The organism is Flavobacterium sp. N1736 (assembly GCF_025947065.1).
GTDB lineage: Bacteria > Bacteroidota > Bacteroidia > Flavobacteriales > Flavobacteriaceae > Flavobacterium.
In genome coordinates this window covers 1,968,062-1,983,874 of record NZ_CP109994.1, presented here as the reverse complement: position 1 = coordinate 1,983,874, position 15,813 = coordinate 1,968,062, and the positions used below count along the sequence as shown (strand labels likewise).

Sequence of the window (15,813 nt, the reverse complement as noted above, 5' to 3'; positions counted from 1 at the left end):
TAACATACAATTCATATTTGAATTACGTTGCGATTGTATACTTGCGAGTTAAAAAGTAAACAATGACCAGAGTATTTATATTATTTTATCTTTTTACAATGTTTTCATTTGGACAACAGATAAAATTTGAAAACTATACAACAAACCAGGGCTTATCTAATAATTCAGTACTTGATATAGAAAGCGACAGAGATGGCGGACTTTGGGTTGCAACCTGGGACGGTTTAAATTATTTTGATGGTTATAATTTTAAAATTTTTAAGAACAATTTTCAAGACAATAAAACAATTTCGAGTAACTATATTATTAAGTTAGAAAAAGATGCCGCAGGGCAAATCTGGCTTATTACAAAAGAAGCAAATATAAACTGCTATCTTGGAAATGATGAGTTTAAGGAATTTAAATTTAAAGGAACTCCAAAAGATATTCATTTATCTCAAAAAGGAAATATCGTAGTTGAAACAAGCACGGGCTTCTATGAATTTAAAAATAAATCGTTTGTAGAAATACCTCAAAACAACATAAAACAAACAGGTTTTGAAAATGTAAAAAGTATTTTACTGAGAAAATATCCTAAGCTTATCATCAACGATATTTTAAAAGATAAGTCAGGAAATATATGGTTTGCAACTCGTGAGAATGGATTATATATTATTACAAATGATTCTAATGAAAATAATATACAACATTTTACTTCTGATTTATATGCGCCATATTCTTTTAGAAATAATGAAATAGAATCTCTTCATGAAGATGATTTTGGAAACGTTTGGTTAGGGCAAAAAGATGGCGGTTTGAGTATGGCTTACATTGGTTCAGAAAAAATACATTCTATCATGCCGCATCCTGTAAAAGAACCGTATTTACCGGATGAAACTATTCGGGCTGTTACAAAAGACAGCAAAGGAAAAATTTGGCTGGGTTATTACACAAAAGGGCTTTATTATTACAACGAAGGAAGTCATTTTTTTGAAAAATTTAAAATAGATAAAGCCGCTTCAAATCCGGATTGGGAACGAATACGAACGTTGTTTACTTCAAGCGACGGAACGGTTTGGGCAGGAACTTATAAAGGAATTTTGCGTATTTCTAATAATAAATGCACAACTTATGAAACCAGCAATATACAGGGAATGCCGGTTAACAGATGTTATTCTATTTTTGAAGATCAAAACAAACAGCTTTGGATGGGTTGCTGGGGAGGTTTGGCTAAATTTAATTTGAAAACCGAAAAATTCGAAAAATTTAGCGGGCAGGAATTATTGAATAAATACAATATTAGATGTGTTAAAAAAAACAATCAGGATTTAATATTGGCGACTGAAAATGATGGCGTTATCCTATTTAATTTAACGACAAACAGGTTAAGGAAAATTACGACCAAAGAAGGAATTTTAGGCAATAGTATTTATTCCGTTTTTGTAGACAATGCATCAGATAATTATTGGATTGCTTCGTTGGGAGGAATCACGGTTTTTAATAAAAAAACAGGCATAATAAAAAATATTTCAGAGTCTGAAGGATTGCCAAGCCATATGGTTTACGGGCTTATAGATAATGGAAACAAGGTCTGGATAAGCACTACAAAAGGACTTGCTTCGATTGATAAAAAAACATACACGGTTACATCTTATAATCCTGATCATGGCTGGCAGGCACCTGAGTTTTCTGAAGGAGCCTATTATCAGGATTCTAAAGGAAATTTGTTTTTTGGAGGTATAAACGGGCTTAATTATTTTAATCCGGCTACCGTTTACTTTTGCAATTCGAAGGCAAAAATAAAATTGAAAATAGATGGCAGCGAAAATTATCTGACGGAGATTAAAAAAAGCTTTAGTAATAATGAATTAGACATTGAAGTACTACCAATTTTGTTTCCTAAAAGCAAAAAAACAGATATTTATTATAAACTGGAGGGAGAGGATGAAAACTGGGTTCTTTTAAGTGCCAACAATAAAATAGAATATTCTGATTTATCATCAGGAGATTATACTTTCAGGATAAAACAGGGCAAATATGGAATTGTGGAACCGGTGTTTTTTACACTTCACATTGGCAAAGCATTTTATCAATCGATCTTGTTTTACATTCTTTTATCAGGTTTTATACTGCTGTTTTGCATTATAGTGGTTTATTTTAAAAATAAAGCGTCTCTTGCCCAACAAAAATATCTGGAAGAACTTGTCATAGCCCGTACTGCTGTGATTGAAAACCAGAAAAAATATCTGGAAGAAATCAATATAGAACTTGATGAAAAGAACAAAAAAATAGAAGAACAAAAAGAAAAACTACTCATTCTTCACAGCAATTCTAAAAATGAAAATTTTGAAATCGAAAAGTTTAAAACCTTTATGCTGGCAGAGTTTCAAGATCCGATAGCCAAAATAATTGATATTTCGGGTTCGTTTAAAAAAGATACAGAAACGCAAAGGGCTCTAATATCTGAATCCGGTAAATTGGTAAATCTTATCTCTGAATGGAATTATCTGGAACATGTTAAAGATCTTGGTCCAATAAAAAAAGCAGCTGCGGATTTGTTTCCTGTCTTAAAAAATAATGTCGAAAAACTAAAAAACAACTTACAGCGTAATCAGGTAAATTTTAATTGTGAAATAGACAGCAGCAATTGTGTTGCCGTTGTCGATGTTTTGCGTTTAAAACTGTCCTTGCAATACTTTTTTAATGATTTCAGCAAATATTCAGACAAAGACAGTACGCTGAATATTGCTATTACTTACGAAAATAATTACTTAAAAATTAAAGTTACTTCTGATAGTATTATCTTAAAAAACAACTGGCACAATATAACGCATTACAGCCCTTATTTTAGAGCTTTACAAGTTTTAATGCAAGACCTTGAAGGAGAATTTATCACATCATCAGAAGAACAATTTCAAACTATATTACGAATTCCGATAGAAGTTATCGATCCGGAGACAAACTTCAAGGAAACAATTTCATGGAAAAATTTTAATTATGAAGATCAATTTTCTTCTGATAAAAAGTATCTTTTGGTTTTTGGTGATCAGTTCAATAATCCTGTCGCAAATCAGGTTTTAGAAAGCGAAAATTATAACTTAATCTTCGAAAGTTCTGTTTTTAACCTAAACGCAATAATGAAGCAGATCGATATAGCGGCTCTGGTTTTTTATCAGGCAGAATTCTCAAAAGACCTGATTAATTTTTTAAAATTAAATAAAGAAAATACGAAGATAAAAATACCAATGATTTATATCTCGGAGGATATTAATTATGAACTTGATGAACAGTTACTGGAAATTGGTATCGATACTCATATTAAATTACCTGCCAGTACATCGTTTATCAAGAAAAAAATTGATCGTTTGGTGAATCAAAATATAGAGCCGCTAAAAGAGCATAAAATTCAGCAAAAAATATTTGAGATTCTAACAGAAAACAACGAACATATTACGCCCAACGAAAAACTTTTAAAAAGAGCTTTAGAAATAATTAAGGAAGAATTGCAGAATCCGTCCTTTAATGTCGAAATGCTTGTAGAACAATTGGGAATTTCGAGAGTAAAATGTTATCGTTTATTTAAGGAAACTTTACATCAGTCGCCTTCAGATATACTAATGTCGCTACGCTTGCAAAAAGCAGAAGTTTTACTAAAAACGAAAAGATTAAATATATCTGAGATCAGTTTTGAGTGCGGTTATAATGATCCAAAATACTTTGGTCGTACTTTTAAAAAGTATTTTGGAAAGAGTCCGAAGGAATATAAAGAACATTCGGCTTAGTTTTTTGTTAGCACTGCATTTACAGAAAGTTAGGTCAATGTTAATGAACAAAAATTACCCTTTTTTGCTGTTAATGTTATCCTAAATTGAACTAAAAGTCCACTTTTCAAATACAAAAGTCCCCCTATTGCCGGGATCCATAAAATACTTTTGGCAAAACTAAAAAAGTATTTAAATGAAAAAAATTTACGCATTCTTAATTCTTGCCTTAGGATGTATGTCACATTCCTATTCGCAGGTATCAGTATCAGGAGCTGTGGTTTCTGATGTTGAGAAAATACCCGTACCAGGAGTCTCTGTTTATATTAAAGGAGAGGCAAAAGGAGCTGTAACAACAGATTTTGATGGAAAATTTGAAATTAAAGCACGACAAAATGAAGGTGTTTTAGTTTTTTCTTATGTAGGATTTCAAACAAAAGAAGTTGCTTTCTCCGGCAGTCAAAAATTGGCTGTTTCTCTTGCAGAAGAAGTGAGTACTTTAAATGAAGTAGTAGTTGTAGGTTACGGTTCCCAAAAAAGATCTGATGTAACCGGAGCAATTGCATCTGTAAAAAGCGAAAATTTTAATAAAGGAGTGGTGGCAAATGCCGGACAATTGATTCAGGGAAAAGTCTCGGGGGTTAACGTTGTCGCAGCAAGTGGTGAACCGGGAGCAACACAGGATATTATTATTCGTGGGGTTGGTAGTTTACGCTCCGGAACAACGCCGCTTTATGTAGTAGATGGATTTGCGCTGGATAATGCTAATAATGGACTTGCTTCAAATCCTTTAAACTTTATTAATCCGCAGGATATAGAAAGTATCGAGGTACTTAAAGATGCATCTGCATCTGCAATTTACGGTTCAAGAGCTGCAAATGGTGTAATTGTAATTACAACTAAAAAAGGATCGAAAGGGCAGACTAAAATAAACCTTTCTATGACTACAGGACTTTCAACATTGACAAATAAAGTGGATGTTTTTGGTGCTGATGAATTTAGAAAACAAGTTGTTGCTGTAGGCGGAACTTTAAAAGACGGAGGAGCAAATACAGACTGGCAGGATGAATTAACGAGAACCGGAGTTTCTCAAAACGTTAATTTCTCTATGAGCGGCGGTACAGATCAATCTACTTATGCAGCATCTGTGGGTGTAGACAATCAGGAAGGTATTTTTCAAAATAGTGATTTAAAACGTTATTCAGGACGTTTGAATTTAAACCAAAAAGCATTTAACGATAAGTTTAATGTTGGATTTAACCTGACAGCAACTAAACTTGAAAATTCAAGACCAGATGCCAGATCGGTAGTGGGCAGCATGTTAACAATGAATCCTACTGATGCAATTTATGCTAACGGACAGCCTAATACTAATTTAAGTAATGATGCTGTAAATCCTTTAATCAGTCAGAGAATTTATTCTGATGAAACAAACAACAATCGTATTTTGGCGAACATTGCCCCATCATATGAATTTATAAAAGGCTTAACGTATAAATTTAATCTTGGAGTTGATTATTCTATGTCTGAAAGAGATGTACAGGTTTTGCCATACAGATCGGCTACTAATACAACTGAAAGTACTTTAAACAATATTATTACGACTAACAATAATATTTTATATGAAAATACGCTGACGTATAATTTCAATAAAGATGTTCATAGTTTTACAGTTTTAGCTGGTCAATCGTATCAGAAAATACAAGTAAATCAAAAAAATTATGATTTTAAAGGGTTTCCGGACAATGGCGTAGAGCCAAAAAATCAAATCGAAGCAGCAACTGAGCTTAGAACTAAGTCTTCGTCTGCAGTAGAAAATGAGCTTCAGTCTTTCTTTGGAAGATTAAATTATGGGTATGATAACAAATACCTGCTTACAGCAACTATTCGTGCCGATGGTTCTTCTAAATTTGGTAAAAATAACAGATACGGATATTTTCCATCTGTGGCTTTGGGTTGGAATATAACGAAAGAAGATTTCTTAAAAGAATCTGAAACGCTTAACAATCTTAAACTAAGAGCAAGCTGGGGAAAAACCGGTGTTCAGGAAATTCCTTCTAAAATTACCAAAGCAAGTTATACAGAAAGTAACACAGGAAACAATACATATCCATTAGATCCATCAGCGATAGATTTAGGCGGATATCCTTATGGTTCAATCTATACTCGTTTAGCCAATCCTAATATTCAATGGGAAGTTTCTACACAAACCAATATTGGTGTAGACTTTAGTTTATTCAATAACAGATTATCAGGTACTGTTGATTATTTCAACAAAGTTTCAGAAAATATTTTGTTAGAAGTAGCGCCGGTAGATCCTATTCAGCCTGCACCAAAATATTGGACGAATATCCCAAATATGCAGATTAAAAACAATGGTATTGAGGTTGCTTTAGATTACAGCAGTGATAAAAGCAAAGACTTCTCATACAGTATTGGTGGAAACGTTTCTTTTACAGATAATAAAGTACAAGACTCACCTTATAAAATATTAACTACAGGTGGAGCGCAAGGAGGCGGACAAACGGGAGCAACCATAAACGGTGTTCTTAACGGACAATCTATTGGTTCTTTTTATATGCTTGATTTTATTGGAATTGGACCTGATGGTTTAAATCAATTTAGAGATACAAACAATGATGGTGTAATTAAGGATGATGACCGTATCGTTGCCGGAAGCGCCTTACCGGATTATATTTATGCTTTTTATCTGAACTTTAAATATAAAAACTTTGATTTGTCAGCTAATTTTAATGGTGCCGGAGGAAATAAAATCTACAACCACGTTGCAATGTCTTCATTCAACAGAGGAAGTTTGGCAAATTCTTTTAATACTACAGACAGAGCTTCAGAATTTTTAAATGAAGCAACTACAAATTCAAATACAGTTTCTACAAGATATTTAGAAGACGGTAGTTTCCTGAGATTAAATAATGCAACTCTTGGTTATAATTTAAGCCCAAAATTAATTGGACTTGATAATGTAATGGATAACCTGCGTCTTTCTATAACAGGACAAAACCTATTTGTAATTACAAAATATACTGGTTATGATCCTGAAATAAACACGGGAACTTCAGTAGGAGAAATTCAGTCTTTTGGAATCGATTACTTCAGTTACCCAAGAAGCAGAACGATTGTATTTGGCTTAAACGTGACATTTTAATCAAAAATAAAAAAACATGAAAAATAAAATAATAGCAGGAGCTCTTACATTCAGTTTATTGTTTAGCTGGAGCTGTACTGACTTAGAAGAAAAAGTACTGGATGAATCCTTAACCGGTGCGGGACAGGCAGAAGCAATCAGCGGTGCAATTGCTCCGGCATACGGACAATTAAAATCGACCTGGATTCATACTAACAATTTTGGTTTGCAGTTAATTGCCAGCGACGAAGGTATTTTGCCTTACAGAGGTGGAACTGACTGGTATGACGGAGGTAAATATTTAGCAGTACATGCACATACGACTACGCCTACTAATGATTTGGTGACAAGTACTTGGAATGATGTTACTAAAAATATTTCAAGAACATTAACTGCCATTGAAGTATTGACTCCTCTTGCACAAGGCGGAAATACAGAAGCACAAGGAGCACTTTATGAAATGAAAGCGCTAAGGGCTTATTTAAATATGATGACATTAGACAGCTGGGGACTTGTGTTTAAAAAAGAATCATCTGCCAGTATCTCAGAAATACTTAGAGGGCAGGAAGCGGTTACTTATATAGAAAGTGAGTTATTGTCTGTGGTTGATGTTATTAATACAAGTAAAGGACCGGGAAGAATGACTCAGGCTGCAGTTTGGGGACTTCTTGCGAGATTGAACCTAAATGCATCTGTTTACCGTGATCCTTATGGTAAACCTACATTTCCTGCTGCAGATATGGATAAGGTTATCAAATACACAGACAACATTATAAACTCAGGTAAATTCAGTTTATCTCCGGAATATTTTGACTTGTTTGATGATAAAAATAACTCGAATAAAGAATTAATTTTTGCATTAGATCAGCGTGGCGTTTTAGCTGACGAACATAACCGTTGGGCATACTGGTCAATTCCGGGATCAATGTTTCCAAGACCGGAATCTATTAATGCAGACGGAACTGACGGTCCTGCTATTACATCAGATTTTTATCAAACATGGGTTGATGCTTACGGAAGCGTAGATCCTGCCGATGCCGATTCAAGATTTTATAAAAACAACGCAAAAGTACCTGCAAACTTAAAGGATCTTACCGGATTTTCACCATTAAACGATCAGGATCATTACTATTGTGTAAAAGCAGAAGATTTTGAAATTGACAGAGGAATTATGAGAGGTATTCCGTGGGCTGCCAGAAAAGATGCCAACGGAGCATTCTTTAAATGCGATGGCGGATACAGAATTTACCCTGTTAAGCAAATTAAAGGAAACGGACCTGACAAAAACGTAGGTTATGTTAACCTTACTTTAAAAGTTGATTTTACCAAAGAAGGAAGTGCGCACGCGGCAGGATACAGAGTATCTAAATACCAGTTTAGCCATACTTCTCCAGACGGAAATTTTTACAGTAGTGTAGATATGGTATTACTTAGATATGCTGAAATTTATATGATGCGTGCCGAAGCTAAATTAAGAAAAGGACTTACCGGTGAAGCATTATCTGATATGAACATAGTAAGAACTTCAAGAACTGCTCGTGCTCCAATTCCTGCTGCACTTACAGCAATCAATTTAGATATTTTGTACAGAGAATACGGTTTCGAATTTTACTGGGAAGGTTTAAGAAGAACCAATCAGATTCGTTTTGGTCATTTTGAAGATAAATGGACTGAAAAAACAGATACAGATGTACACCACAGATTATTCCCAATTCCTCAGGTAGCAATTGACGGAGCTTCAAACGTTCCCGGATATTTGGTACAAAATGAAGGATATTAAAAATAGTTGGTTTTTGTTTTAATTTTGAAGACTGCTGTTTGTTTTATGTGTCTCAGTAAAATAAGCAGTCTTCTTATGTTTTAGTTAGTAAAAAACAGGGAGGTTTTTAGCGCTTTAAAACTCCCTGTTTTTTTTAATTTTTCTTTTTAACCTTCAAAAGAATAGTTGATTTTATAGTTTCATTCTAACTGTTAGAATACTCTTTTTTTATTACAAATAGCCCTTTTTGCCCGATTCCCAAATCGCAAATCTCTTTTTGTTACCCAACATTCATTAATTTATTTCAAATGAAAACATCATTTTTAGTCCTTAACTTGTTCCTGCTGTTTTTTGGAACAGGAAACTTATATTCTCAGGATCTTGTTAAAATACATTCTCATAACGACTATAATCAAACAATTCCTTTTTGGGATGCTTACTCAAACGGAGCGACATCTATAGAAGCCGACATTTTTTTAAAAGATAATAATCTGTATGTTTCCCACAATCAGGAAGATATTTCTGCTTCAAGAACATTAGAAGATTTGTATTTAAAGCCTTTGGAAACCGCTTTAAAAATGAAGTACAGAAAAGAGCAGCAATTATTTTTGTTAATAGACATTAAAACGGGTGCCGAACCAACACTAAACAAACTTATTACTGTTTTAAATAAGTATAAAACGATCACGAATGATAAAAATATTAAAATCATTATATCAGGAAACAGACCTACCGCAGATACTTATATAAAATATCCGGCTTTTATTTTCTTTGATTTTCAGGAATTAGGACAATCTATTTCTAAAGAAAATTGGGAAAAAGTAGCAATGGTAAGTTTAGATTTTCAAAAATATTCTAAATGGAACGGCTTAGGAAGATTAACAAAAGAAGATTATAATCGTATAAGTTCCATTATTTCCAAAGCAAAATTCACCAATAAACCCTTTCGATTTTGGGGCGCTCCGGATACAAAAAGTGCCTGGAAAGCATTTTTAGAATTAGGCGTAGATATTATTAATACAGACAAACCGTATAATTGTGTACAATACCTTGAATCGCTGCCAAAAAGGTTCATAACAGCCAGTAATTCGTCAAAAGTTTATATTCCTGCTTATAAAACAGATCAAAAAAACATTCCCGTTAAAAATGTCATTCTTTTAATTGGAGACGGAAATGGTTTATCTCAAATATCCTCAGCAGTTCTAGCCAATAACGGCGCCTTGTCATTGACACAATTAAAAAGCGTAGGCTTTATTAAAACACAATCTGCCGATGATTTTACAACAGATTCTGCAGCAGCAGGAACAGCATTGGCAACAGGTCAAAAAACAAACAACAGAGCAATTGGAACCGATAGTTTGAGAAAACCAATCGTGAATATTTTGGAAATTTTACAAAAAAGAAAATTTTCTACAGGTATTATAACTACCGATGAAATTACCGGAGCAACACCGGCTGCTTTTTATGCACACAGAGAAGAAAGATCTGATACAGAAGGAATTTCGAGAGATTTATTAGAAAGTAAACTGAATTTATTTGTTGGCGGCGGCGCTGCTACTTTTAAAGATACTGCATTAAAAACTAAATTTAAATTATTGTCTTCCGTTCAGGAAATGCAAACCACAATTGAAGATACTGTTGGCGTATTTATTTCACAAAACAGAGTGCCGTCAGTTTTAGAAGGACGAGGAGAATTATTAGCAGAAGCTACAAAATACAGTCTTGAATTTTTAAACAAAAAAAATAAGCCCTTTTTTCTAATGGTTGAAGGCGCGCAAATTGACAGTTTCGGACATGTTAACAATGCCGCCGGAATAGTTGCAGAAACAATCGATTTTGATACAGCAATAACCCAGGCGCTTATTTTTGCTGATAAAAACGAAGGTACGTTAGTCATAATTACAGCAGATCATGAAACATCGGGATTTGCAATTCCGCAGGGAAATGTGAAAAAGCACAAAATAGAAGGCGATTTTATAACCAATGATCATACGGCAACGATGGTTCCTATATTTTCTTATGGACCTCATTCCCAAGATTTTCAAGGAGTATATGAAAATAATGAAGTGTTCACTAAAATACTTTCTCTGTTAAAATAATACTGAATTAAAACAATGCTAAAGAAATAAAAAATGAAGATAAACAGTAAAATTATATTTTTTTTAAGCATGTCATTCTTCTTTAGCATTACAATTAATGCGCAGTATAATGCCCATACTTATGTAGATCCCATGATTGGATCTGAAGGAATTGGAAGGGTTTTTATTGGTCCTTCCTGTCCGTACGGAATGGTAAAACCAAGTCCGGATTGTACCGCAAGTCCCAATAGCGGCTGGCTTCCATTGCCAAAAGAAGTAACAGGATTTAGTCAGGTTCATGTAAGCGGTACAGGCGGAGGTCCAAAATACGGAAACATTCAAATTATGCCATTTTCAGGTACTTTGGATAAACTTGATCAAACCTCATTTAGAGCCGAAGAAAATGTAAAACTGGGTTATTATGAATCTGTTTTTAAAGAAAACGGAATCAGAACAGAAATAACAACTGCCGAAAAAGTTTCGTTTTATCGTATTACATATCGTAAAAACGAAACGAAAGCCTTAAAAATTGATCCGGGTTTTTTTCTGGGCGAACAGCCTGAACCTGATGGGAGAGAAGCACAGCAATTTGTTGGTTCTCAAATAGAAATTGTTTCAGATACAGAAGTTAGGGGATATTCAAGAATTAGAGGCGGCTGGAATAACGGACGTGCTTATACGGTTTATTTCTGGGCAGTTTTTGATCAGCCAATTGCAAAATATGTGACATGGAAAGACGGAAAATTTTACGCCAATGAAACATCACAATTCGATTCAGGAAAAAAAACCGCAGCATTGCTTTCTTTCGGAAATGAAGGAAAACAAGAACTGAATGTAAAAATTGGAATTTCATTTTTAAGTGAATTAAAAGCAAAAAATAATATTCAGCAAGAAATTCCACATTGGGATTTTAATACTGTTCTGGCTGCATTAGAAAATAAATGGGAGGATTTATTAAGCCGAATCAAACTTTCTGAAGATACTTCAAACGAATATAAAAAAATGTTTTATACCGGTTTGTATCATACCATGATTATGCCAGTAGACCGAACAGGAGAAAATCCGTTATGGACAAATGATGAACCGTATTACGATGATTTTTATACGATTTGGGATACATTTCGAACATCAAGCCCTTTAATTACCTTAATTGATTCTAAAAGAGAAGTTGAAATTATCAAGGCAATGCTTAATATTTACAAACGCGAAGGGTATTTACCGGAGGGAAGAAGCGGTAATGATAACGGTCGTACTCAGGGCGGTTCTAATGCTGAGGTTGTTCTCGCCGATGCTTTTGTAAAAAATGTAAAAGGAATAGATTACGAATTGGCATTACAAGCCATGATTAAAGACGCAACCGTGCCGCCGGGAGGAAATGAAGAAAAAGAAGGCAGAGGCGGACTTACAGATTACCTGCGTTTAGGATATGTACCTTACGGAATTGACCGCGCAGGAAACAGAACAATTGATTACTCCTACAACGATTATAATATTGCCATTGTTGCCAAAGGACTCAATAAAACGGATGTTTATAATCAATATATAAAACAGGCAGATAACTGGCAGAATTTATGGCGCTCTGATTATGAAAATAAAGGAGCCACAGGTTTTATTATGCCCAAAGATGCAGCCGGAAACTGGTTAGACGATATTGTTTTTGGAGAATCAAAAATTCAAAAACCAACTTTTAAATATACACCAGTTATTATCGAATCTCCATGGTATGTTTGCCATTGGTGTGTTTACTTTTACGAAGGTACTTCCTGGGAATATTCATTCAGTATTCCGCATGATGTTCCGGAACTTATTCGTAAATCAGGCGGAGAATTGGCTTTTGAAAACAGATTGAATACTTTTTTTAATTCTAATTTATATAATGTTGCCAACGAACCTTCCTTTTTAACGCCCTGTTTGTATCATTGGGTTGGAAAACCATATTTAAGCAGTGACAGAATCAGTACTATTATCAAAAACAGTTTCAACACTTCGCACGAAGGTTTGCCGGGTAATGATGACTCTGGCGCGATGTCTTCCTGGCTCGCTTTTCATATGATAGGATTGTACCCAAATGCCGGACAGCCTTATTATTTATTAAACATGCCTTTGATTAAAGAAACAACCGTAAAATTAGAAAACGGTAAAAGTTTTAAAATCACAGCTAAAAAAAGAAGCGATACCAATAAATACATAAAAGCTGCTTTTTTAAACGGAAAACCATACAACAAAGCGTGGATTTTGCATGATGATATTATGAATGGAGGTGAATTGATTTTTGAAATGGATTCGAAACCATCTGCTTGGGGAACAACAATTTTACCGCCAACAAAATAAAAACATAATCAGATGAAGAATTTAATTTTATCACTTCTTTTTTGTGTCGTTTATCAAACCGGAATATCGCAAAATACAATTCCATCCCTTAAAAATAATACAGAATTACAGTATGTCTGCAAACTTCACGGGCAGACGAGAGGTTTAAAGTTAACCACTAAAATGACTAATGATACACTGGTATTCGATTTAAAGACAAAAGGCGTAAAAAGCAGTATTGTAATAGCACAGAAAGCATTAAAAAATGGTAATGCATTGAGTTTTAATCAGGGAGAATATTCTAATGTTTTGTACTTAAAACCAACGGAGACTTTTTTTATGATTTCACGGTCTGCATATCAGGATTTGCTGTTAAATAATAAGTTTACGTATAACAATAATACATACGTTTTAGACAGTACAGAAAATCATATTCAAATAGAAGGAAAACGAATAGAGACTTTGCATGTAAAAGCACAAATAGACCAAACTGAAATGTGGATTATTAAAAATCCTGATTTTCCTTTAATCTGTAAAATCAGTAAAAATCCGTTAGGGATAGATTTTACATTGATGAAAATAGTGTACAATTAAAGTTATGTTATTAATAAATTAAATTATAGTTAACTGCCTGTCTGTATTATGTTTTAAGATAATTAATTCTCAAATTTACAAGCGTATTAATTAAAGCATAAACCAATTTATTACGTGCAAAACCATCTTTTACCTTCAGAAATCTCCTGGCTTTCTTTCAACAACTGTATTTTGGATGAAGCAGATGACGCCAATAATTCACTTTATGAAAGAATTAAATTTCTAGCCATTCATTCTTCTAATTTAGATGAATTTTTCAGGGTTAAAATCAGAAAACTACTGATCAAAAAATCAAAAAAAAATACAGATTTGCTGGATAAAATTCTAACCGAAATAAATCTTCAGCAAAATAGATTCGGCTCAATTTGGAACACTTCAATACTGCCTGAATTAGAAGCTAATAATATAGTTTATTATGAAAAGCAAGAGCTTTTACAAGAGCATTTGCATGAGATCGAATATTATTTTAAAAGTATTATTTTGTCTTATATTCAGGTAATTTATATTTCAATAAACCAGCCAAAAACCTATTTCTTAAACAATCGCAGTTTATACTTTTTAGTAAAGTTAAAAGATACTGCGGGTAACTATAATTATGCATATCTCAATATTCCTTCGGATAAACTGGATAGGTTTAAGCAATTGCAAAGTCACGGAGATACACATTATATTATTTCGATTGATACTATAATAAAGAATTGTTTATCCTTTATTTTTCCTACGGGAAAAGTGGTTTCCTGTTATGCCATAAAATTAAACCGAGATGAAAATTATCTGATAGAAGATGAAAACTCAGGAGATTTAATAGCGAAAATTGAAGCAAAAATTGAAGAACGAAAACGAGGTTCATCGACACGATTTCTGTATGATTCTTGTATGGATGCCGACACAATTGCGATATGTAAAAAAGCTTTCCGTCTTAAAAAAGATGAGATGATAAAAGGAGGAAGCCATCATAATTTATATGATTTATTCAAGTTTCCAAATCCTCATAAACCAAATCTTCAGGGAGTAAATTATCCGGGTCTCAAACATTTGCCTTTTGAAAACTGCAAGTCCATTTTTGATGTTATTGACAAACAAAACCAATTGCTTCATTTTCCGTATCAATCGTATTATTATGTGCTTCAATTTTTTAATCAGGCGGCAATTAACAGAAATGTTCTCGAAATAAAAATTACTTTGTACCGTATTTCATCGCAATCCCTAATTGCAAATGCATTGATTAGCGCCGCAAAAAATGGTAAAAAAGTAACGGTTTTTGTAGAGGTTAAAGCGCGCTTTGATGAATACAATAATTTATTCTGGTCGCGGGAAATGAAAAATGCCGGAATAAAAATCATTCAAAGCATGCCAAATTTAAAAGTTCATGCTAAAGTTGCGATGGTAACCATGAAAGATAAATATGGAAATAAAAAGTATTACAATTATATATCAACCGGAAATTTTAATGAAACTACAGCAAATATTTATTCTGATTTTGGATTTTTTACTTCAGAAAAAAAGTATACGGATGATTTAAAAAAGGTTTTTGATTTTTTAAAAACCAAGAAAAAAGAAGCAGCACCGGAACATATTCTGGCAGCAGGCTTTAATATGAAAGACAAATTATTAGAATTAATAAATAACGAAATAGAAAATAAAAAAGAGGGCAATGAAGCTTATATCTTTTTGAAAGTAAACGGGGTTGATGAAAAGGATATTATTGATAAACTAATTGAAGCAAGCAGTGCAGGTGTTGATGTGATTATGATTGTACGGGGAATTTGCACTTTATTGCCGGGCATTAAAAATGTATCAGAAAATATCGAAATTTATCGCATTGTCGATATGTTTTTAGAACATTCGAGAATTTACAAATTTGCAAATAATGGCGATCAAAAAATATATCTTTCATCTGCAGATATGCTGAGCCGAAATTTAAACAGAAGAATAGAAGTTGCTTTTCCGTTATATGATGAAAAACATATTGCAGCGATTAATACCATTATTCAGTTACAACTAGAAGACAATACAAAAAGAAGAATTGTAAATAGCGAGGGAAAGAATGAATTGGAGATTTTAAATATAGATAAACCAAGACGCGCACAAACAGAAATTTACAATTGGATTGCTGAGAATAATAAAGAAATTTTACTTGAGATATAAAAAACGATAAACCACCTTTTGGATACGTGAAACCACTTT

7 protein-coding genes are annotated in these 15,813 nt (G+C 33.3%); all 7 read left to right on the top strand.

Features of this window, described 5'->3' with window-relative positions; translation table 11 throughout:
- Positions 1–62 precede the first annotated feature (62 nt).
- The 7 genes from OLM54_RS08345 (at position 63) to ppk1 (ending at position 15,774) form a co-directional block, all read left to right on the top strand.
- On the top strand, positions 63–3,761 hold the full coding sequence (locus OLM54_RS08345; protein WP_264538131.1) for a two-component regulator propeller domain-containing protein: 3,699 nt from the start codon (positions 63–65) through the stop codon (positions 3,759–3,761).
- Between the two features lie 175 nt (positions 3,762–3,936).
- Positions 3,937–6,906, top strand: a complete 2,970-nt coding sequence (locus tag OLM54_RS08340; RefSeq protein WP_264538130.1) for a SusC/RagA family TonB-linked outer membrane protein — start codon at positions 3,937–3,939, stop codon at positions 6,904–6,906.
- 16 nt (positions 6,907–6,922) lie between these two features.
- Positions 6,923–8,665, top strand: coding sequence for a RagB/SusD family nutrient uptake outer membrane protein (locus OLM54_RS08335; RefSeq protein ID WP_264538129.1), 1,743 nt, complete (start codon positions 6,923–6,925; stop codon positions 8,663–8,665).
- A gap of 287 nt (positions 8,666–8,952) precedes the next feature.
- Complete coding sequence (locus OLM54_RS08330; protein ID WP_264538128.1) at positions 8,953–10,743, top strand: alkaline phosphatase; 1,791 nt, start codon at positions 8,953–8,955, stop codon at positions 10,741–10,743.
- 33 nt (positions 10,744–10,776) lie between these two features.
- Positions 10,777–13,053 (top strand): GH92 family glycosyl hydrolase, encoded by a 2,277-nt coding sequence (locus tag OLM54_RS08325; RefSeq protein ID WP_264538127.1) that lies wholly within the window; start codon positions 10,777–10,779, stop codon positions 13,051–13,053.
- Between the two features lie 12 nt (positions 13,054–13,065).
- Positions 13,066–13,626: a hypothetical protein gene (locus OLM54_RS08320; RefSeq protein WP_264538126.1), complete on the top strand. Its 561-nt coding sequence runs from the start codon at positions 13,066–13,068 to the stop codon at positions 13,624–13,626.
- 114 nt (positions 13,627–13,740) lie between these two features.
- The gene (ppk1, locus tag OLM54_RS08315) at positions 13,741–15,774 is read left to right on the top strand and encodes a polyphosphate kinase 1 (protein WP_264538125.1); all 2,034 of its coding nucleotides are present in this window, start codon (positions 13,741–13,743) and stop codon (positions 15,772–15,774) included.
- Positions 15,775–15,813: the final 39 nt, after the last annotated feature.

Excerpts from the sequence above, each read along its gene's own strand:
- OLM54_RS08335 (WP_264538129.1), top strand. The coding sequence starts at position 6,923 with ATGAAAAATAAAATAATAGCAGGAGCTCTTACATTCAGTTTATTGTTT.
- OLM54_RS08320 (WP_264538126.1), top strand. The coding sequence starts at position 13,066 with ATGAAGAATTTAATTTTATCACTTCTTTTTTGTGTCGTTTATCAAACC.
- OLM54_RS08325 (WP_264538127.1), top strand. The coding sequence starts at position 10,777 with ATGAAGATAAACAGTAAAATTATATTTTTTTTAAGCATGTCATTCTTC.
- OLM54_RS08340 (WP_264538130.1), top strand. The coding sequence starts at position 3,937 with ATGAAAAAAATTTACGCATTCTTAATTCTTGCCTTAGGATGTATGTCA.
- OLM54_RS08345 (WP_264538131.1), top strand. The coding sequence starts at position 63 with ATGACCAGAGTATTTATATTATTTTATCTTTTTACAATGTTTTCATTT.
- OLM54_RS08330 (WP_264538128.1), top strand. The coding sequence starts at position 8,953 with ATGAAAACATCATTTTTAGTCCTTAACTTGTTCCTGCTGTTTTTTGGA.